The sequence below is a fragment of the Peribacillus sedimenti genome (genome assembly GCF_046237635.1).
Classification (GTDB): Bacteria; Bacillota; Bacilli; order Bacillales; family DSM-1321; genus Peribacillus; species Peribacillus sedimenti.
This window is the reverse complement of the sequence record NZ_CP143547.1, coordinates 3,613,417-3,633,620: the sequence shown is the minus strand read 5'-3', so window position 1 is coordinate 3,633,620 and position 20,204 is coordinate 3,613,417. Positions and strand designations below refer to the sequence as shown.

General features: G+C 41.9%; 16 protein-coding genes and 2 pseudogenes. 13 read left to right on the top strand and 5 right to left on the bottom strand.

Going from position 1 to position 20,204, the window contains the following annotated elements; all coding sequences use genetic code 11:
• Window positions 1-45 precede the first annotated feature (45 nt).
• From V1500_RS17815 to V1500_RS17800, 4 genes and pseudogenes are all read left to right on the top strand, one after another.
• Window positions 46-1,158, top strand: a complete 1,113-nt coding sequence (locus V1500_RS17815) for a class I SAM-dependent RNA methyltransferase (RefSeq protein ID WP_409306030.1) — start codon at window positions 46-48, stop codon at window positions 1,156-1,158.
• A 238-nt stretch (window positions 1,159-1,396) separates the two neighbouring features.
• The gene (locus tag V1500_RS17810) at window positions 1,397-1,570 is read left to right on the top strand and encodes a hypothetical protein (RefSeq protein WP_409301308.1); all 174 of its coding nucleotides are present in this window, start codon (window positions 1,397-1,399) and stop codon (window positions 1,568-1,570) included.
• A gap of 179 nt (window positions 1,571-1,749) precedes the next feature.
• Window positions 1,750-3,663 carry an ATP-dependent DNA helicase gene (locus tag V1500_RS17805; RefSeq protein WP_409301306.1) on the top strand — a complete coding sequence of 638 codons (1,914 nt, stop codon included), beginning with the start codon at window positions 1,750-1,752 and terminating at the stop codon, window positions 3,661-3,663.
• A 320-nt stretch (window positions 3,664-3,983) separates the two neighbouring features.
• Window positions 3,984-4,411, top strand: a pseudogene (locus V1500_RS17800) (IS3 family transposase); the annotation flags it as partial.
• Between the two features lie 112 nt (window positions 4,412-4,523).
• Here V1500_RS17800 and V1500_RS17795 read toward each other — a convergent pair.
• Entirely contained in the window at window positions 4,524-5,684 is a 1,161-nt protein-coding gene (locus V1500_RS17795) for an enhanced intracellular survival protein Eis (protein ID WP_409301304.1), read from the bottom strand.
• Window positions 5,685-5,961: 277 nt separating this feature from the next.
• On the opposite strand from V1500_RS17795, the gene V1500_RS17790 reads away from it, so the two are divergent.
• Complete coding sequence (locus V1500_RS17790) at window positions 5,962-7,479, top strand: carboxypeptidase M32 (protein WP_409301302.1); 1,518 nt, start codon at window positions 5,962-5,964, stop codon at window positions 7,477-7,479.
• Between the two features lie 57 nt (window positions 7,480-7,536).
• Window positions 7,537-8,451 carry a DMT family transporter gene (locus V1500_RS17785; protein WP_409301300.1) on the top strand — a complete coding sequence of 305 codons (915 nt, stop codon included), beginning with the start codon at window positions 7,537-7,539 and terminating at the stop codon, window positions 8,449-8,451.
• Between the two features lie 173 nt (window positions 8,452-8,624).
• Here the strand turns inward: V1500_RS17785 and V1500_RS17780 are convergent, their stop codons facing one another.
• The 3 genes from V1500_RS17780 to V1500_RS17770 are packed head-to-tail and all read right to left on the bottom strand — an operon-like array spanning window position 8,625 to window position 10,925.
• On the bottom strand, window positions 8,625-10,280 hold the full coding sequence (locus tag V1500_RS17780) for a b(o/a)3-type cytochrome-c oxidase subunit 1 (RefSeq protein WP_409301299.1): 1,656 nt from the start codon (window positions 10,278-10,280) through the stop codon (window positions 8,625-8,627).
• Complete coding sequence (locus V1500_RS17775; RefSeq protein WP_409301297.1) at window positions 10,280-10,756, bottom strand: cytochrome c oxidase subunit II; 477 nt, start codon at window positions 10,754-10,756, stop codon at window positions 10,280-10,282. The genes V1500_RS17780 and V1500_RS17775 overlap by 1 nt, the downstream gene beginning before the upstream one ends.
• A 19-nt stretch (window positions 10,757-10,775) precedes the next feature.
• A complete protein-coding gene (locus V1500_RS17770; protein WP_409301295.1) occupies window positions 10,776-10,925 on the bottom strand; it encodes a cytochrome c oxidase subunit 2A in 150 nt (49 codons plus the stop codon).
• A gap of 781 nt (window positions 10,926-11,706) precedes the next feature.
• Here V1500_RS17770 and V1500_RS17765 point away from each other — a divergent pair.
• From V1500_RS17765 to V1500_RS17740, 6 genes and pseudogenes are all read left to right on the top strand, one after another.
• Window positions 11,707-12,480: an SDR family NAD(P)-dependent oxidoreductase gene (locus tag V1500_RS17765; protein WP_409301293.1), complete on the top strand. Its 774-nt coding sequence runs from the start codon at window positions 11,707-11,709 to the stop codon at window positions 12,478-12,480.
• Window positions 12,481-12,937: 457 nt separating this feature from the next.
• Window positions 12,938-13,096, top strand: coding sequence for a hypothetical protein (locus V1500_RS17760; RefSeq protein ID WP_409301292.1), 159 nt, complete (start codon window positions 12,938-12,940; stop codon window positions 13,094-13,096).
• Between the two features lie 139 nt (window positions 13,097-13,235).
• A complete protein-coding gene (locus tag V1500_RS17755; protein WP_409301290.1) occupies window positions 13,236-16,931 on the top strand; it encodes a dynamin family protein in 3,696 nt (1,231 codons plus the stop codon).
• 46 nt (window positions 16,932-16,977) lie between these two features.
• Window positions 16,978-17,613 (top strand): DNA polymerase beta superfamily protein, encoded by a 636-nt coding sequence (locus tag V1500_RS17750; RefSeq protein WP_409301288.1) that lies wholly within the window; start codon window positions 16,978-16,980, stop codon window positions 17,611-17,613.
• Window positions 17,614-17,763: 150 nt separating this feature from the next.
• Window positions 17,764-18,451 (top strand): annotated as a pseudogene (locus V1500_RS17745) (sulfurtransferase).
• Between the two features lie 251 nt (window positions 18,452-18,702).
• The gene (locus V1500_RS17740) at window positions 18,703-19,578 is read left to right on the top strand and encodes a 5'-3' exonuclease H3TH domain-containing protein (protein WP_409301286.1); all 876 of its coding nucleotides are present in this window, start codon (window positions 18,703-18,705) and stop codon (window positions 19,576-19,578) included.
• A 46-nt stretch (window positions 19,579-19,624) separates the two neighbouring features.
• Here V1500_RS17740 and V1500_RS17735 read toward each other — a convergent pair whose 3' ends face one another.
• Window positions 19,625-19,762, bottom strand: coding sequence for a small, acid-soluble spore protein L (locus V1500_RS17735; protein ID WP_409301284.1), 138 nt, complete (start codon window positions 19,760-19,762; stop codon window positions 19,625-19,627).
• Between the two features lie 156 nt (window positions 19,763-19,918).
• Between V1500_RS17735 and V1500_RS17730 the strand changes: the two genes are divergently transcribed.
• Complete coding sequence (locus V1500_RS17730) at window positions 19,919-20,185, top strand: DUF6123 family protein (protein ID WP_409301282.1); 267 nt, start codon at window positions 19,919-19,921, stop codon at window positions 20,183-20,185.
• Window positions 20,186-20,204 lie beyond the last annotated feature (19 nt).

Here is a 20,204-nt window from a genome sequence, read left to right as displayed (position 1 = left end):
GCAGGTGCAGATTTGAAGCAATTTGAACTAATAGCCACATCAGCAATGGGGTTGGAAGCGCTGGTGGCGAAGGAAGTAAGAAATCTTGGTTACGAATGTACAGTTGAAAATGGAAGAGTCACGTATAGAGGAGATGCCACTGCCATAGCCCGTTCAAACATGTGGTTAAGGACAGCGGACCGGGTAAAAATAAAAGTCGGGGACTTCAAGGCAACAACTTTTGATCAGTTGTTTGAAAACACCAAGGCTCTCAATTGGGAGGATTATCTGCCGGAGGATGCAGAATTCCCGGTTAGCGGAAAATCAGTAAAGTCAGCATTATTTAGCGTATCTGACTGCCAGGCCATCGTAAAGAAAGCAATTGTGGACAGGATGAAAAAATCTTACAAAAAAACATCCTGGCTTGAAGAAACAGGAGCATTATTCAAAATTGAAGTTTCTCTTCTAAAGGATATAGCAACTATCACAATCGACACCAGCGGGCAAGGATTGCACCGCCGCGGATACAGAACAGGGCAGGGCGAAGCGCCTATGAAAGAAACGCTCGCTGCCTCCCTGGTAATGCTGACAAATTGGCATCCAGACAAACCGTTCATTGATCCCTTTACAGGATCGGGAACGATAGCAATAGAGGCAGCCTTAATGGGACAAAATATTGCGCCAGGATTTAACAGGGAATTTGTGTCTGAAGGCTGGGGATGGATGGATGATGAAATATGGGAACAGACAAGAATTGAAGCCGAGGATCTGGCTAAATACGATCAGCCCCTTGACATATCAGGCTATGATATAGATCACAGGATGGTGGAAATTGCAAAAGCAAACAGCATTGAAGCAGGGCTTGGCGATTTGATTCAATTTAAACAGATGCAGGTCAAAGATATTACGTCCAAAAAGGAATACGGTGTGATTGTAGGGAACCCTCCTTATGGAGAAAGGTTGGGAGAGAAAAGAGCGGTGGAGCAAATGTACAAAGATATGGGACAAGCCTTTTCAAAGCTCGATACCTGGTCCGTATACATCATTACCTCCCACCCTGAATTCGAAAACCACTATGGCAAGCAAGCCACTAAAAAACGTAAGCTCTTTAACGGATTTATCAGGACGGATTATTATCAGTACTGGGGAAAACGGCCGCCGCGCCTTCAGCAGGATTAAACGCATTCCGGCTTGGAATCATGATTTCCCTGTTTTAATATTGCATACCGGCTTTGTGTGTTTGACGGTTTATCTCTCCAGTATAGGGATAGCGGAGTACCGCATAATGGCTTCAGCCGATTTGAGTCTATTTGTGTTCAACTAAGTGGTTTTATCATTGTTTTTACGGAATTCCCAGAGTCCGTTCCGCATATAATAAATTTATCTTTGTTTTAGGAATAGGAGGGGGATGAAATCAATGGACATAAGATTACTCGATTTTGAAATGATTACCAGAGCCCTTTATACATCGTACGAATCATTGCGAACGGATGAAAACCTAAAGGGGATGGACGGATTAAAGGAAGCAGAAAAGAACCTCTTTGATGCTTTGTCCTTTCATCTCCAAAGAGACAAGGGACTTGATGATTAAAATCTAGTTTAAATCCCGGCTTTTTCTCGGAACAGGAATGTTATATCCATTCCTATGTTCTGAGAAAAAGCCGGCGTTTTTTTGTATGTATTGACATAATAAGGTCATTATTAGATAATAAAATTTTGGTTTGATTTACTAGAATACTGCTCTATATGCAATTAAAAGGGGAGACATAAATGCTGCAAACGCTGCCTTTTCAAGTAACAAAGGAAGATTCCTTCTACGATAAACTATCTGAGTGGATTGGGGATGTTTTTTATGACATTCTTCCGGAAAAGGGTTTTGAAGAACGTGATGAACAGATTTTTATGGCTTTTCAGCTTGAGAAAGCCTTTAAAGAGAAAAACATTGCTTTTGCCGAAGCAGGAGTAGGTACAGGAAAAACTCTTGTATACCTGCTTTATGCGATTAGTTATGCAAGATATACAAATAAACCCGCCATAATTTCCTGTGCGGATGAGACTTTGATTGAGCAGCTTGTCAAAGAAGAGGGTGATATCCAAAAAATCAAAGAGGCTCTTGGCATCTCTGTTGATGTTCGCCTTGCCAAATATCATGATCAATATCTTTGCTTACAGAAGCTGAATCATGCTGTAAACACTTATGATTCGGAAGCTATTGACCAGCTGTATGATGAGCTTCCAAAGTTCGTCCATGATAATTCCTCCATGTCCGCTTACAGTCCATACGGGGACAGGAAACAATATCCTTATGTGAGTGATGAGGACTGGGAAAAAGTTGGATGGGACCAGCTGCAGAATTGTTTTACATGCGAATTGCGGCACCGGTGCGGTCAGACATTATCCAGGGACTACTACCGTAAATCCACTGATCTGATCATATGCTCGCATGACTTCTTTATGGAACATATTTGGACAAAGGATAAACGCAAGCGGGAAGGCCAGCTTCCGCTATTGCCAGAGCATAGCTGTGTAATTTTTGATGAAGGCCATCTCTTAGAATTTGCTGCACAGAAGGCACTTACCTATAAAATTGGTGAAGCGACTCTTGAAGCAATTTTGGAATCATTGACGGCAAATGATATCAGGGATGAAACATTATATATTATTGAAGATCTTATCGAAATAAACAGAGATTTATTTTATACCCTGGAGAAGAATGCAGTTGAAGTGTCAGGTTCGAACAGATCTCAGATTCCTGTCAATCAAGAAGTTATCCAGGCAGTGAGAAAGCTTCATAACAAAGTAGAAGAGCTGGAAGAAAGCCTTGTTTTTGAAGCGGAAATGTATACGATCAATGAATATGACCTCAAGGTGACAGAGGAATATCTGGAACAGCTTGGCTACTCGCTTGCTCTATTCTTAAAAAATGAACAGGCTGTCACCTGGTTTGAAAATCACGAAGGTTCGAAAACATTCGTAATTATGCCAAGGTTGGTTAAGGATATTCTTGCTGAGGAGGTCTTTTCTAAAAAAATCCCTTATATCTTCTCTTCGGCCACACTGTCGCAGAACAAATCTTTCGATTATATTGCAGAAAGTCTGGGGATCAAGGCGTATACGAGCTTTTCGGTAGATTCGCCATTCGACTATGAAGAAAACATGGCGGTTAAAATGCCTGTATTCGAACGGAATGACCGCCTCGCAAAAATGCAATATACTGTTAACAGTATCGAAGAAGCACAAGGGAGGACATTGGTGCTGTTCCAGTCCAAGGAGGACCTTGAATGGTTTAAAGCCAACAGGCCAGCCTCAGTTTATCCGTTTTATTTTGAAGGCGAGGCAGAAATCAGCGACTTGGTGAAGAAATTCCAGGCACAAGAGGAATCTGTGCTGCTGTCTTATCATCTGTGGGAAGGCCTGGATATTCCAGGGGATTCTCTTACCAATGTTATTATATTTTCATTGCCGTTCCCTCCAAAGGATCCGGTATTTGAGGCAAAAAGACAAGGAGCGGCCCAGCCGTTCGAGCAAGTCGACCTCCCCTATATGCTGCTTCGTTTGCGGCAGGGGATTGGCCGCTTAATCCGGACATCTTCGGACCGAGGAACCGTGCACATCTTGACGGAGAAGAATCTTTCTCAAAATGTTCTGGATCATATTCTTGCTGTACTCCCCACATCGCTATAATCAGCAATAAAAAGGGCAACAGCCGGGATTGAACTGCATCTCCAATTGTTAGATGTGTCTAACAATTGGGGTGCAGTTTTTTTAATGGCCAAACTTACTTCGGAAGGAAAATTACAAGCAGTTAACAGACATCTACCTGATAATGAAGGGGTCAGATGGGTGGCTAAATCAATTGGTGTTAATTCTGGTGTATTCCACAATGGGATTTATTAATATGAGTTCGATCGCGAGGTGCTTTTGGAAAACGCTATACATCTTACAGCGTACAATATAAACTGGATGTACTTCATTATATGAACGAAAATGGGACATCCTTCAATCTATACCTATTGCCAAGCTTGGATATAATTAATGGCGAAATTATCACAATCGGAGCATGATCAACGTCGTCACTGGTTTCCACTAAGTTGGAACAAGCTTTTGAGAGGCTAACGGGTGGGGGGATCTTTCGGATTCATTCAAATCAGGGCTGGCATATCAGATGAAGAACCAGCTTTCCCTAAATCAACGGGGCATCACACAAAGCAGGTCCCGTAAAGGTCACAGGTACGACAACGCTGTTATGGAAAATTTATTTGGTATGACGGCAATGGGAATTTCCTTACCTCAAGGAATTTGAAAGCGTAGAGTCCTTTTTACGGGAACTGGAAAAATACATGGAATACTATAACCAAAATGGATTAAAGCAAAGCTAAAGGGCATGAGCCCGGTACAATTTCGGGTCCATGCCCAGTTAGCCGCTTACTGAAATACCTGTGTCAAACTTTATCGAATCACTTCAGCTGAACCATCCTGTTTGCTGCTTTTCTGTAACTATAAAATAACCTGCTTTTTAGAAATGGCGCTTGCTAATCCTCGCCTTAAAAGAAATCATACATGAATGGCTTGCGTAGAGGAACGATGTCCTCAAAGAGTTGAATCTTTTCCTTTTCTCCTGTAATCAAACCTGCAGCCGCTAATTCACATGGGCGTTTGTAACCAAATAGAATCGTTGTCAGCGCCCCGATGTCCAAATCAATGTCCCGATGCTTTTCGTGAAAACTTACTTCAACTCCCCCTGCGCCTATTACAAAGCTGCGGTTATTCCATTCCGCATACGAGTCGGTAATGTTCAGGACGAGTTCTTTGGTAAGATGAATTCTTTGAAAATCGTATTCTTGCAGAAATTTTTCAATGTTGACAATCCTGGCCATGAAATACGGTTTCACTTCTGCTTTCACTCTAGGCTCCATAAGCATGAATAACAACGGCTCATTCTCGTGCATGGTAATCGTGACTTCCTCTGCCATCGAATCATGCTGACAAATATAATTCCATAGTCCATGACGGGCTTCTGGATCGAGAGCCGCGAATTCCTCGATAACAAGCTTGTTATCTTTTATTTCATATAAAAGATATCCAGTAGGAGTACCTTCTGATGAAAAGTATAATGCAGCAAATTGGTCGCCATACACTGATCTCTTCCACCATTCAGAAGTCCTGTTGAGCATGCCGTTGAACTGAGCGGCATAATGCTTGTACACAGCCTCCATTTCATTCGACTGCTGCTCTTTTCGAAATCTTTTTATGTATCCATTCACTGGCTTCATTTGAATTAAGTCCCGCTTTTTAAGGGTTGCTATCAGTTTATTTGTGTATAGTTCCCAGCCATATTTTCTATAGAACGGAACGGAAAAGGGATGGAGCATGGAAACTAAGTAGCCGTTATCATTCATGTATTCCAATGTATACGTCAACAAATCCTTGACATAGCCCTTTCTTCGATATTCTGGGAAGGTTGCAACCCCGGCAATACCGCCCATTTTGATTTTTTTTGCGCCAAAGAAGCTTTCCAGAGGAATCAAATGAAGCTTAGCGGCCAGTTCTCCATTCTGCACCACGCCGAACAGTTTGTGGTTCTGCCTGAGGTGTTCCAGCCGCTCTTCTATTTTTTCCTCTGGCACTGAATATTGAAAGGCATATTCGGACAGCTTTATAGCAGAACGAAAATACTCTTCAGTCAATGGAATAACACTGCTCATTTTTTGTCTCCTTTTCTTTCAAAGTTTGCTGATCATTATCCCCCTGTTTCTTCGGAGTGCTCGGCGCATGAAAAACAAAGGATGCTTTGTTCTGTTATCACCCCGTCGAGAAATCCGTCTCTGCAAAATATGGTTTCTCCACATATTGAACATCTGCCAACATGTTCAATCATTGACTCGCCCTCCATTGTTTGAAATATAGGACTATTTAAAAAATGGAATCTATTTACTTCATTATATGATAAAATAAGTTCGGAAATCAAAAAGGGGGTAAATTATGACTGCCACAATTCAAAAGCTAGAAAAAGAGTTCCTTGATTATGTAAGAAAAATCGCTGCATATGGAGAAGCGATTTCTTTGATTTATTGGGATTTACGGACAGGTGCCCCGAAAAAAGGGGTGGAACAGCGCTCTGAAGTAGTGGGAATGCTGTCCGCTGAGGTATTTAATATGTCGACAAGTGAGGATATGGCTGCTTTTATTGCCAATCTTTCTTCTGTGGAGGCGAAACGTTCACTTTCTGAAATCACCAATAAGATGGTTGAGGAATGCAAAAAACAATATGACAGAAATAAACGGATTCCTGCTGATGAATATAAAGCCTTCGTTATACTGCAATCAAAGGCAGAGAGTGTATGGGAAGAAGCCAGGGCAAACAATGACTGGGCTTTATTTGAGCCATACCTTGAAGAGATTGTGGATTATACAAGGAAATTTGTTGAATATTGGGGTTATGAAGGTAACAAATATAACACTCTCCTGGATATGTATGAACCCGGAGTGACTGTTGAAGTTTTAGACCAGGTATTTGGAGAATTGAGAGAACGGATTGTTCCGTTGGTTCAGCGTATAGCAGAAAGCGAACACAAGCCTGAGACTTCATTCTTGTACAAGCATTTTCCGAAGGAGAAACAAGTGAATTTCAGCCTGGAAATCCTGGAGCAGCTAGGTTATGACTTCGAGGCTGGCCGCCTTGATGAAACGGTACATCCATTTGCAACAGGACTAAATCCTGGAGATGTCCGTGTAACTACCCGTTATGATGAAAATGACTTCCGGGGTGCTATATTTGGAACGATCCATGAAGCAGGTCACGCCATTTATGAACAAAATATTGCAAAGGACCTGACAGGAACTCTTCTTGATAGCGGAACTTCTATGGGAATTCATGAATCCCAATCTCTTTTCTTTGAGAATTTCATTGGAAGGAATTTCAGCTTCTGGAAAAAGAACTATGATTTGCTCAACCAATATGCCCCCGGCCAGTTTGAAAATGTAAAAGTAGAGGATTTCTATAAAGCCATCAATGAATCTAAGCCTTCATTAATCAGGGTCGATGCTGATGAACTTACATATCCCCTTCATATTATGGTGCGTTATGAAATCGAGAAGGCCATCTTTAATGGGGAATTGGAAGTCAAGGAACTTCCAAGAGTATGGAATGAAAAATATCAGGAATATCTGGGAGTCACACCGGACAGTAATTCGACAGGTGTGCTGCAGGATGTACACTGGGCTGGAGGCAGCTTCGGTTATTTCCCTTCATATGCATTGGGTTATATGTATGCAGCACAGATTAAAAATACCATAATAAAGGACCTGCCAAATTTCGATGATTTATTGGCGGATGGCAATGTGGAGCCAATCCGAAAATGGCTCAATCAAAAAATTCACAAATACGGAAAAACGAAAATGCCGCTGGAAATCCTGGAATCCACTACTGGTGAAGGGTTGAACGCGAAATACTTAATTGATTATCTGGAAGACAAATACTCAAAAGTATACCAATTATAGAAGCGAGTAATGGAAGGGGTGAGAAATCACCCCTTTACTGTTAGAAAGGCCATAGATATGAGAAAATATTATCCGGTGTTAGCCGTTTTATTAGCAGCGTTCCTATGGGGCATAATCGGTTTGTTTGTAAACAGCCTGTCTTCCGCAGGTTTCTCGTCGCTGGAAATTGTGGCGCTGAGGACATTGTTTTCCTGTGCTTTCCTGCTCATTCTATCGATATTCCGGCAGAATACTGTTTTAAAAGTAAGCTATAAAGATTTGCCTTTATTTTTTGGGACCGGTATTGTCAGTATCGTTTTTTTTAACTGGTGTTATTTTACCGCCATGAACCTTCTGTCAGTATCAACGGCCGTTATACTGCTCTACACTTCCCCAGTATTTGTCATGCTATTTTCAGCGTTGTTTTTTAAAGAGAAGGTAACGGCAAGGAAATGCATTTTATTAGCTTGTACTGTAGCAGGGATCATTTTAATAGCGGGCCTAAAAGGGAACCCGTTTTCAACAGGAAGTGGTCTGGGCTATATAATTGGGATTGGGTCAGGAATTGGCTACGCGCTATACAGCATATTTGGTAAACTTGCATTAAGGAAGTATGGAAGCTATACGATTACATTTTATACTTTCACTACTGCTGCTATTTTTCTGCTCCCGTTAACAAAACTATGGGGTAAGGCTGAAGCAGTAATCCAAATAAAAAACTTAATCGCTATTGTAGGTTTATCGGCAATTTCCACTGTTTTTGCATATCTGCTATACACCTGGGGGCTCGGGCAGCTGGAGGGCAGCAAAGCGGCAGTCCTATCAACAGTAGAACCTGTAACCGCAATGCTGTTAGGCATATGTATATTTGGCGAGACCCTATCCATAACGCAGCTGTTGGGGGCTATTATCATATTGGCTGCTGCTGCGGCATATAGTGTCTTACCTTCAAAATGTAACCGTCTAATTGATGAAAAAGGCATTGAACAATAGGATTTGTTTAACTGCAATCAATGTAACTCGATATTTTTATCTCGCAGAATCAGATAATAGAATAGCAGCTCCCATCATGATATGCTCTTGGTGTCAGGTGAACATACCTTAGAAATCTCACTTAGCAGAGCTGCTATTTTAGCAACAGATTTTATTATCCGGGAGCCATTTTGTTACCAAAGTTTATAGCCTTTGGAACCTGGCGGTGCGTTTTGAATCATATCAATGAACGGAATCGTATAGGCAAATAGGATTAAAACAACGGTTATGCCGAGCCATAGTTTCCAATTTTCAAATATTAATGGCGTTTTTTCAGCATGATCGGCTGCTTCACCAACAGGGAATTCCTGTTCGCCTTTTGGTGCAAAGAATGCCAGATTAATGAAAATGATTAATACAAGTATTATAGCAATAAACAAGATCGTGCCGCCTACAGCTTGAGCAATCTGGTAAGGGATCCATTCCAGCGCCCGGCCAGAATCCCCATATGTCGAGAATGAAGAACGGCGAGGTGCGCCAAGGAGGCCTGCCGCATGCATGGCACCTGACATGAATGTCATTCCGATTGCCCAAAGTACGCCCTGAATGATTGCGAGCCTGTTCATTTTTTTCGTCAATAACCTGCCAGTAAGATGGGGGATTAACCAGTATGCAATTCCAAAATAAGTTAATACCACACTGGTAGCAAGAGTTAAATGAAAATGTCCAGTGACCCAGATAGTATTGTGAACCACCTGATTCAATTGATTGGATGCGTTGACCATACCGCCTGCTCCTGCGGGTATAAATGCGGCCATTCCGATAAAAGGAACAGTAAACCTAGCGTCACCCCATGGAAGCTTTTTCAGCCAGCCAAATAACCCTCTGGCGCCCTGTTGCCGTCCATACATTTCGAATGTCCCAAACAAAGAAAATGCTGTCATAAGAGATGGAATCACAACAAGAAAGGTTAAGATAACCTGCAGGAATTTCCATGCCGGATCAATGCCTGGTTCCATTAACTGATGATGGAAGCCGACTGGGATTGAAAATAGTAAAAACAGGATAAACGTCATTCGTGCCAGGGAATCGGAAAAGATTTTCCCGCCAATGATTTTTGGAATGATAACATACCAGCACATATAAGCTGGAAGCAGCCAGAAATATACAAGAGGATGGCCAAAATACCAGAATAAAGTACGGCTAACCAGAACATCAATGGTGTCTACAAGTCCAAGTGACCACGGTAGCATTTGAAATAGCACGGTGGCTGCCACACCAATGGAAGCCACAATCCAGAGCAAAGTATTTACTACGGCCATAAAGCTTAATAGCGGACTTACTTTGCCAGGGTTATGCTTCCTCCATCTAATATAAGAAGAAATCATGGACCCGCCTGCGATCCAGCTGCCTATAACGATAAGGGTCAACCCGATGTAGAATATAGGGTGCGCCTGAAGCGGAGCATAGAATGTAAACAGAACAGTAGCTTTATTTAGCAGGACCATTGCGGCAGCCATAGCTGTGCCGATAGTCATTAACCAGAACCCGGTCCAGCCAAACATGCGTGCTTTTTTGGACAATGATCCTACAGTCCTGCTGAGGGCAGAGAATTGGAACCCTAGAATAAAGAATGTCGTCAGGACAAGCCCCAATAATACCCCATGAACGGTCAAAACCTGATAGTAGGTAATATGAGCTGGAAGCTCGAACCTTCCAGAACGGACCAGAACCTGCAACAGACCCGCAAGTCCTCCCAGTGCCAGGGCTGTGAAAGCTACATAAAAATGGGCCATTGCAAGCTTGGCGTCCTTGTGGTCAACTTTTTGTGCTGCGATAGATGTAAGCATTATTCAACCACCTCAATTCTTGAATTCATCATATGGTGACCCACACCGCAGTATTCATTGCATAATAGTAGAAATTCACCTGGTTTGTTGAAGGTTGTAACATACTCACTCACAAACCCTGGTTCAAGCATCATATTAATGTTCGTCCCCGCCACTTCAAAACCATGGATGACATCCTTTGTTGTCGCTAATATTTTTACTTTGGCCCCTTTTGGGATTTCCACTTTTGCGGGATTATACGAAAAAGCGGATGCAACGAATACCAGTTCATACTCCCAATCCTTTCCTTCCACTTTGTGCAAGCCCGGTTTGTCGAATGGCTTGGCCGTGTCAATCTTTGCAGGGTCAATGGTGGTTAAACAACTGGGTGGCTTATTTCCCATATAGAAGGCACTTACACCAAGGGTTGTCAGAAATATCAAAAGCGTACAAACTCCGAATATCAGCCATAGTTTCTCAAGTTTATGCATGTGCATAAGTATTCCCCTCTACTTTCTATAAGCGATCTAAGAATAAGATGTAGACACTCACCCACGTAATAATCAGGATAGTGCCTAACAGAAAAACAGACGCAAGAGTACCTTTCAAGGAAGAATGAACATCCTCTTTTATTGCGGTCTTGGTTTTTAATTTCGGGCTTGCCATTGGTTTCACTCCTTTCTTAAAATGAATGAAAGATATGAGTACATCCTCATAATACAAAACAATTTGCGGGTTTCTAGCTGGTTTTTTGTACTTCACAAATTGTTCAATCGTTGTGTTAACAACATGATAATAGTAAAAAATTGATATAACAGTGATTTTTATCACAATGTTGACGAGGTACTTGTGAATTATCTGTGAAGTTTGGGGCAGCTATCGAAAATAGCGTAAATATTACCCAATATAAGGCTGGTTTATTTTTTCTAAATCAGATAAATATTGAAGGAATCCTCTGATATGAACGAGAAGAAGTAGTCTATAAATTAGAGCGACTGGAAATGTGAATGGAAAGGTGCTTGATATTAAGCAGGAGGAGTAATACTTGCCGTGCTGTAGAGGCTTTACGATTATGCCCGATTTCTGAATTTACATATAAGGACTGGCACAATGTTCATCCTGCTTGAATAGAATAAAAATAATATCCAGTAAAGGATCGTGAACAGGATGGAGAAAAAATATTGCTTGCATTGCAGGACTTTATACAATGAAGAGACTGTCTGCCCTATTTGCGGAAAACAGGACTTCCAATTGATCAAGATCAATGTCCAGAATCAACAGAATATTACAAATGATTAAGAGAAAAAATTGTCCTTTCGAGGGCAATTTTTTCTTGTTTAGGAATTCCTTTTTGAAATGGGCAGTACGTGAAGTTTGAAAATTATTGTTTTACATGTAAACATAATGATACGTTTCATAATTTATATATCAGACAGGGGTTTTGAAGATGTATTTGCCTTCGTTTCGTTTAGATGGAAAAACAGCAATCGTTTCCGGTGCGGGAAAGGGGATTGGAAAAGCGATTGCAATCGGGCTCGCTGAAGCCGGAGCAGATGTAGCTGTACTTGCCAGAACTGAATCCGACCTGGAAGAAACAGCACGCCTGATAGAACAGGCTGGACAAAGGGCTTACATAGCTGTGACAGATGTTACAGACAGGGAGCAGGTAAAGGCTGCAGTACATAATACAGCTGAGCACTTTGGAAAAATTGATATCCTTGTTAATAATGCAGGAATGAATATTCGCTCAAAAGCGCTGGAAGTAACTGACGATGAATGGAAAACCATCATGGATACCAACCTTAAATCTGCTTTCATGATGTCACAGGAAACGGGAAGAGTCATGAAAGAGCAAGAATCGGGAGGAAGCATCATTTCGATTGCATCCGTTGCCGGGCAAGTGGCTTTACGTACAGGGGTAGTGTACGCAGCTACCAAGGCTGCAATGATTCAGATGACAAAGGTTCTGGCAATGGAATGGGGACAGTATGGTATCCGGGTCAACAGCATTGGGCCTTGGTACTTTAATACACCGCTTACAGAAAATCTGCTTAAGGATGAAAAATATGTCAGCGAAATTCTTGCGGTTACCCCTCTCAAGAGGGTGGGAGAACTTCCAGAACTTGTTGGCCCAGCTGTATTCCTGGCTGCAGATGCGTCAAGTTATATAACCGGGCAGACAATTTTTGCCGATGGCGGAATGACGATTCACGGCTTCTGATATTTGTTTTCATATGTGATCCGTTTGATTTCTTTTGAAGAGTCCAACATTGTTTGGGCTCTTTTGCGCACATGGACGTGCTAACATCGGCGTTGCCAGAACTCGCAGGAAGCGCGGGCAATCAGCTTTCCTATGCCTACAGGACATGGTTGTAAGCATTGTTAGGCCCACAGGACATGGCTCGTCAGCATTGTCAGGCGCACAGGGCGGGAGGGATTTGGCTGACTTTCCACAAGTGACGGCTTTAACAGATGCCTCATTACAGCTAACGCCAAAATAATAACCCCATGGACCCAAATGAGAAGGAACGGCAGCAGGAGAGACAATTTTCGAATTGAAAGAAAAATCTTAACTTTTCGTTTAGTTATTGAAAATGATTATCATTGATGATATGATTCTAATTGTAGATGAAAACGATTCTCAAGAAGAAACAGATCTGTAAAGGACGGTGTTTTACATGGCATGGATTTTTGTTCTATTAACTGTCGTTTCCTATTTATTCTGTTTAAAATATATATTCGCAAACATTCAGCAGCCAGTGCGCAAATCAGCAGATGCAGATTTACGTAAGAGTGTGGAGCGTGAAAGATATTTGACTGTCCAAACCACCAGGTGAACTGCCTGGTTATTTTTTTTGTCCTTTTAACACAAGAACGGACGGAATGATTTTTAATCGTTTATTATAGAGAAGAATTCAGAATTGGTTTACAATAGTGGGGTACTGACAATGAATGAACAATAAGGGGATATCTTAAATGATTTTAAATATAAGTACAAAAGAAGAACTTTTGGGCAAATTATCATACCTATATCAAAAATTCATGGATGCCGGCGATCACAATAACGCTGATAAAATGAAACAGCTCATCTTAAAGGTCTTTAATGAAGAATATTCCATTGCTTTTTGCGGGCATTTTTCCGCAGGGAAGTCCAGTATGATCAATTACCTGATGGGAAAAAAAATACTACCTTCTAGCCCTATACCGACCAGCGCGAATACGGTAAAGCTTCAAAAGGGGGAAGATTACGCAAAGGTTTATTCCTATACGGAAAATACAGTCCTATTTCCGGCGCCCTATGACTTTCAAACGATAAAAAACTATTGCAAGGATGGGGAGAATATTTCAGGGGTAACCATCAGTTCCTCTGATTTTCCTTTGCCTGGACACTGCACCGTATTGGATACTCCAGGTATAGATTCTACGGATGATGCTCACAGAGTTGCCACGGAATCGACTCTCCATCTTGCGGACGCAGTATTCTATGTTATGGACTATAATCATGTCCAATCTGAAGTTAACTTTCATTTCACTAAGCAGCTGATCGATGAGAAGAAGCCTGTATTTTTAGTAATTAATATGATTGATAAACACGATGAAAACGAACTTAGCTTCGATGACTTCAGATTATCCGTAATCGAGGCATTCCACAACTGGCAGGTATACCCAGATGGCATTTTCTACACTTCGTTGACAGACCTGGATTCTGAATTAAATGAGATAAATGGACTTCGGGATTTCATCATTAATAGAGCGAACATTCTGCGTGAAGAAAACCGATCAGGTGCCGTGCTAGCTGCACAAAGGCTGATTGATAACCACTTACAATGGGTGAGGGAAAAGCTGGATGAAGAAAACGCCGCAAAGATTGGGATATTATCAGAACTTTCCGAAGGCGAAAAAACAGAGCTTAAGATTCAGCTGAAAGAGCTTAGAATACAGCAAGAGAAAGCTGAAGCAGCGGCGGGATCAGTGAAAGTAGAATATGAAGCGGGGCTCGAAACAATCTTAAAGAATGCCTACATCATGCCAGCTGCTACACGTGATTTAGCGAGAGATTATCTTGAATCTTTAAGGCCGGACTTTAAAGTAGGGTTATTATTCTCCAAGAATAAGACCGAGCAAGAACGGTGCCGACGGCAGGACGCATTGGTGCAGGACCTGCAGGAGAAGACGAAAACACAGCTTGAATGGCATCTCAAGGAACTGGCTGTGAATACCCTGAAAAAGCAGGATATTCAGGATCCGATTCTAGAAAAAGCTGCACAGGATATTTCCCTTGAGATTTCTCCGTCGGTGTTTGAAGGCTCCATCAAGGCACAGACACATATTACTGGTGAGTTTATTTTAAACTATACAAATGATCTGGCCACTGCCATTAAACGAATAGCTAGAGACAGAGCAGCAACATTCCTGGGTATGGTGATTGAATTCCTGGAAAATCAGGCTGATATGGTTAAGCAGCAGGTGGAAAAACAGCTGTTACATTACTCCTCCTATCAGGAATCCTTTGAAGTGGTTGAGAAACTTAATAGCAAAATAATAGAGACGAAAACTGAACTATTCAGTCTGCTGGAGGAAGGCTGGACGGATCCTGGCACAGCGGAAAAGCTTGTCAGCCATTGGCTGAATGAAGAAAAATATGTCATTATCAAAAAAACCGACAATCTTCCTTTTGAAAAAATACATCACAGTAATGATGAAGATGATCAGTTCATCGAACATGAGCAAATGAAGCAAAATCCCCAAACAGCTTCTGAAAATGTCGGCTTATCGGGTAAAGAAAAGCTTCTAAGAACAGCATCACTTCTAAAAGAAACATCTTTGAAGGTTAAAGAACTAAAGGGATTCCAGTCACTTACTAAGGAATTGTCTGAAAAAGCAAGCCGCCTAGAGAATCAAACCTTTACGGTTGCATTGTTTGGGGCGTTCAGCGCCGGAAAATCTTCCTTTGCGAATGCATTGATGGGGGAAAGTGTGTTGCCTGTGTCTCCTAATCCTACTACCGCTGCTATCAATCGCATCAAAGCCTCGGATTCCGAAAACCGCCATGGAACTGCACGAGTAAGATTGAAAACAGCAGATATGCTCCTGGCTGATGCGTCGATCGCATTGACGGCCTTTGACATGTCAGCGGATACACTGGAAAGGGCTATGGAAAAGACTGAAGAAGTGATCAAGTCCAAAGAAAGCGAAAACAGGGCAAAAACACACCTGTCATTTTTAAAGGCATTTTATTATGGCCTGCCTGAATTGAAAGATTCTCTTGGCAAGGAGCTCATTGTAGATCTGGAGGGCTTTAGGGCGTTTGCTGCAGAGGAAACAAAATCGTGTTTTGTTGACATTATTGAATTATATTATGACTGCGAACTTACAAAGCAGGGGATGGTACTGGTTGATACTCCGGGAGCAGACTCAATTAATGCCCGCCATACAGGAGCAGCCTTTGAATACATCAAGAATGCCGATGCGATTTTGTTTGTAACCTACTATAACCACCCATTTTCCAAGGCGGACAGGGAATTCCTCATCCAGCTCGGACGTGTTAAAGATTCTTTTGCAATGGATAAGATGTTCTTCATCATAAATGCGGTCGATCTTGCAAATACGAAAGATGAGCTTCAGGAAGTATATGAATATGTACAGAGCCAGCTGGGCGGTTTTGGGATCAGGCATCCCAAGCTTTTCCCTCTCTCCAGCAAGGGGGCTCTCATGGAGAAAACTAAACAGGGAACTTTCCAACATCATTTTCTGCGCGATAGCGGTATCCATGACTTCCAGTCGCAATTTAACCGGTTCATCGAGGATGATCTGACAGACCTTGCCATAACAGCGGCCCGAAATGCTATAAATAGGACAAGGCTTCTGCTTGATAATTTCGTTAAGACTGCAAAGCAGGATGAAGAGCAAAAGAAACAGGCAATAAAGGATCTGGATATTGAGCGGGGACATGTCGGCGATATTGTAAATAATATCGTCATTGATCCAGATCTCCTGCGCCTCAGAAAAGAAGTAGATGAGCTTGCCTTTTATAGTAAGCAGAGGGTGTTCTTCAGGTTTTCCGATTTCTTTAAGGAATCATTCAATCCAGCAGTTTTAAAGGACGATGGGAGAGATATCAAAATTGAACTAAAGAAAGCCTTGATGGATTTCCTAAAGGCTATTGGTTTTGACCTCGCTCAGGAAATGAGGGCCACCGCATTGAGAACAGAAATGTACACTAAACGGCTTTTACAGGAAAAACAGGTTGGAATGCTGAAAAAGCTGAAGGAAGTCAGAAGCAGCCTTGATCTTCGGGAGTATGAAATTCCAGGTGAAAAAACTATGGAATTTGTACCCGCGTTTGAGCAGCTTACCGACTCAGATTTTAAGGGAGAGCTATCTCTATTTAAGAACCCAAAGGCCTTTTTCGAAAAGAATGAAAAAATCCGCATGATGGAGGCACTTCAGGGATCTCTCGAAGAACCTGCTGTGGACTACACAGCTGTACAGGCTGACAGGATGTATACTGAATTTTGTTCAAGATATACGCAAAATGTGAATGGGTTCCAGTCTGCTTTCGAAGCTGAGCTGGAGGAGATATACGAAGGCCTGCATTCCGTTCTAAGCCAATCGATTGACATACCTTTTTATGAAAAGATTTCTCGGGAAATAGAAATGATGCTGGAATAGGAGGATATGCTTTATCAAGAAGGATACAAAGACGCTGTTATTAGAGTTGCAGGAAAAATATGAACTTTCCATTTTGATGGCTGCTGAAACCGGCAGCCATTCTTTTCACTTGCAATCTGATAGGTCTGATAAGGACATAAGATTTATTTATAAATACAACAGACTTCATTCCTATTTGTCGATAAACCCACCAAAGGAATTAATAAGCTATACAGATCATTTGCATGAGATAGAGGGCTGGGATCTTTTCAAGACTGCAAGGCTGTTTCAAAAAAGCAATCCTGCATTGTATGAATGGTTTTTTTCAAAGCAACTTTTTCCGGAAAATGAGTTCACTGCTGCCTTAAAGGGGGTAATCAATGACCATTATTCTCTTAGGACGCTTGGCAGGCACTATTTTAATATGGCAGCCAGGAATATCGCCCTTTTACAAAAGAAAGATATGAATGATCCAAAATCGCACAAAACTCTGGTGCAGGCTGGCCGCTGTTTCTTAATGTGCCTATTCATTCTGCAGCATCGCAAGCTGCCTCCACTGTCGGTGAGGGACCTGCTGGCACATGTAGAGATCAAGGGGCCAATCAGCGAATTGCTGGATATGAATTTTCATTATAAAAGAAACCATCGTATTCCTGATCAGACTTCTCTAGGAGGACTTTTACGATTATTGCAGAACATTTAACTGGTATAAAGGCTGAAATAAATAACTTACCGGAAGGTATCAGCATGGAACACCGACTTAATGATCTTATTTGGAACATACTCGATTTGTAGATGAAAGGGGAGCACTGGAATGGGATTATTGATAGAAGTTTCTGAGGCTGTTTCGTTAATGAAATCACATAACGATCTGAAATTCGCAGACTGCAGATTTTTATTGGGCAACCCGGATTTCGGCAAAGAGCAATATGAAAAGGAGCATATTAGAGGCGCGGTTTATTTTGATACGGAGCAGGACTTGTCCGGCCCGGTTGATTTGGCTTCTTCTTTATATTGGCCACAAAAATTGCTTTTTACTGAACGGAGGGATATCCTCCTGGAAAGCTGCTGGATTGCCGACTGACGATGATAGACCAGTTTATGCCAGCACAAAACATGATATTCGAATTGATTCTTCCATTTATGCTTCATATGAAGAAGTAAAGCGAATCAGCCAGGTAGGTCCGGGCAATGTGGTTTTGCTTGATTCCCGGGAGGAAAAAAGATACCTGGGAATCGAGGAACCGATCGATAAAAAGGCAGGACATATTCCTGGTGCCGTCAATAAGGTATGGACACAAGGGCTAAAGAACGGGCATTATTTACGAGGATCAGAGCAGCAGGGCAGGTTCAAAGATATTTCTGCCGAAAATGAAATTGTGGTATATTGCGGCTCCGGGATTACGGCTGCTCCTAATTTTGTGGCGCTGAAAGAAGCTGGCTTCGATAAGGTGAAAATATACATAGGAAGTTTCAGTGATTGGATTTCTCATGATGAAAACGAAATAGCCAGTGTAGATGGGAGGAACGAGTCATCATAAGGAAGCTGGACCAAGCCCCCAGGTTGCTCTGTTATATGTATAGAATATATGATATAATAGGTAATAGTGTTTCTGGCAATTTGATGATTTTTGATCTTCGTTTCGGGCGCAAAGAGTGTTGCCAGGGCAGCGGGACATTTGAGACCCCGCAGGGGAGCTCGCAGCCCCTTTAACTGCAATCAATAGCCTTTTATTAAATAGATCATTTAACAGCCCGCCTGCCGGGCTGTATTTCGTGAGGTGTGGAAATTATGAGTGAAGAAAAACAGCTGCCGACATTTATGCTCGTTGATGGGATGGCCTTATTATTCAGAGCTTTTTATGCAACGGCGGTAACAGGACAGTTTATGATTAATTCAAAGGGTCTGCCAACAAATGCGGTACAAGGTTTTCTGAAACACATGCTTACTGCTGTTGACTATTTTAAACCGACGCATGTTGCCGTCTGCTGGGATATGGGCAGCCAGACATTTCGAAATGAATTGTTTACGGATTATAAAGCAAACCGGTCAACGCCGCCTGTGGAAATGCTTCCTCAGTTCGCTCTGGTAAAGGAAGCTGTAGAAGCATTCGATATACCGAATATCGGTCTGTCCGGATATGAAGCGGATGACTGTATTGGAACAATCGCAAAGGCTTCCATGTCACACAGCAAGATACACATCCTCACAGGCGACCAGGACATGCTTCAGCTTTTAGATGAAAACATCTCAGTGGTGCTCTTGAAAAAGGGGTTCGGAAATTACGAAATCCATGATACGAATACGTTCTATGAGTGGAAAGGAATAACACCTCGGCAGATGATCGATTTAAAAGCGCTAATGGGTGATCCATCAGATAATTATCCCGGTGTAAAGGGCATAGGGGAAAAAACTGCTCTGAAGCTGCTGATCCAGTACGAGAGCATTGATGGAATCCTCGAAAATTTGCATGCTTTATCGAACGCCCAGCGTGCAAAGATCGAAGTGGCTGTAGAAATGCTCCATCTCTCCAGGAAGCTTGCTGAAATTAAATGTGATGTACCCATTTTTTGTTCTCTGGAAAATGCTGTTTACAGATATGACAGGGATAAGGTTGTAAAAATGGCTAAAGAGTACGAATTTAAAAGCTTGCAGAGAATCATATAATATAAAATTGGGCCGCCATGTTGAGAACTGGCGGCCTTTACCAGTGCTATTTTCGTGTGTTTTCCTTCTTCGCTTTATTTTCCAGCTCGCTTTTTGGATTGCTCACTCTTTCAGTTGTGTTCGTGTATCCTTGTGGGTTAACTCCGCTGAAGGCCGCTGTCCCGCGATTTCTATTTTTGCTCATCTCAAAACACCTCCCATGTTTAATTTTTGCCATAGAATTGAAACCTATGTTGGCAAGTTTTGTAGAAAAGGCTATGGGCAAAATGTACGATTTACGGTAATATGGAGGAGGGAAATGGCAATGAGGGCTGGTGAGTGAACAACAGTGGAGAAGACAGTGGAGAAGACAGTGGAAGAATATATTGAGTACTTGGAATCCAAGGGTTTTACTTTTGGGGAGGATGCTATCGGGTTTATTTTTTTTGGCAAGCATTACACAAATGCGAGTGACTTCCTGGTGAATATGGCCATTGAAATGACGCTTAAAGCACAAAAGCATTTTGATGGCAGCTTTTATGTATCACTGCTCGAAGCCATGAAGCACGGCAATGTGAAATCCCGTTCCCAGGCTGAATCATTTGCTAAGGAACGCAACCTGCTTTAAATATTTTTGGACTTATATA

Bases quoted from the DNA above. Each gene is read 5' to 3' on its own strand.
- V1500_RS17815 (WP_409306030.1), top strand. From the start codon at position 46: ATGGGGTTGGAAGCGCTGGTGGCGAAGGAAGTAAGAAATCTTGGTTAC.
- V1500_RS17810 (WP_409301308.1), top strand. From the start codon at position 1,397: ATGGACATAAGATTACTCGATTTTGAAATGATTACCAGAGCCCTTTAT.
- V1500_RS17805 (WP_409301306.1), top strand. From the start codon at position 1,750: ATGCTGCAAACGCTGCCTTTTCAAGTAACAAAGGAAGATTCCTTCTAC.
- V1500_RS17795 (WP_409301304.1), bottom strand. From the start codon at position 5,684: ATGAGCAGTGTTATTCCATTGACTGAAGAGTATTTTCGTTCTGCTATA.
- V1500_RS17790 (WP_409301302.1), top strand. From the start codon at position 5,962: ATGACTGCCACAATTCAAAAGCTAGAAAAAGAGTTCCTTGATTATGTA.
- V1500_RS17785 (WP_409301300.1), top strand. From the start codon at position 7,537: ATGAGAAAATATTATCCGGTGTTAGCCGTTTTATTAGCAGCGTTCCTA.
- V1500_RS17780 (WP_409301299.1), bottom strand. From the start codon at position 10,280: ATGCTTACATCTATCGCAGCACAAAAAGTTGACCACAAGGACGCCAAG.
- V1500_RS17775 (WP_409301297.1), bottom strand. From the start codon at position 10,756: ATGCACATGCATAAACTTGAGAAACTATGGCTGATATTCGGAGTTTGT.
- V1500_RS17770 (WP_409301295.1), bottom strand. From the start codon at position 10,925: ATGGCAAGCCCGAAATTAAAAACCAAGACCGCAATAAAAGAGGATGTT.
- V1500_RS17765 (WP_409301293.1), top strand. From the start codon at position 11,707: ATGTATTTGCCTTCGTTTCGTTTAGATGGAAAAACAGCAATCGTTTCC.
- V1500_RS17760 (WP_409301292.1), top strand. From the start codon at position 12,938: ATGGCATGGATTTTTGTTCTATTAACTGTCGTTTCCTATTTATTCTGT.
- V1500_RS17755 (WP_409301290.1), top strand. From the start codon at position 13,236: ATGATTTTAAATATAAGTACAAAAGAAGAACTTTTGGGCAAATTATCA.
- V1500_RS17740 (WP_409301286.1), top strand. From the start codon at position 18,703: ATGAGTGAAGAAAAACAGCTGCCGACATTTATGCTCGTTGATGGGATG.
- V1500_RS17735 (WP_409301284.1), bottom strand. From the start codon at position 19,762: ATGAGCAAAAATAGAAATCGCGGGACAGCGGCCTTCAGCGGAGTTAAC.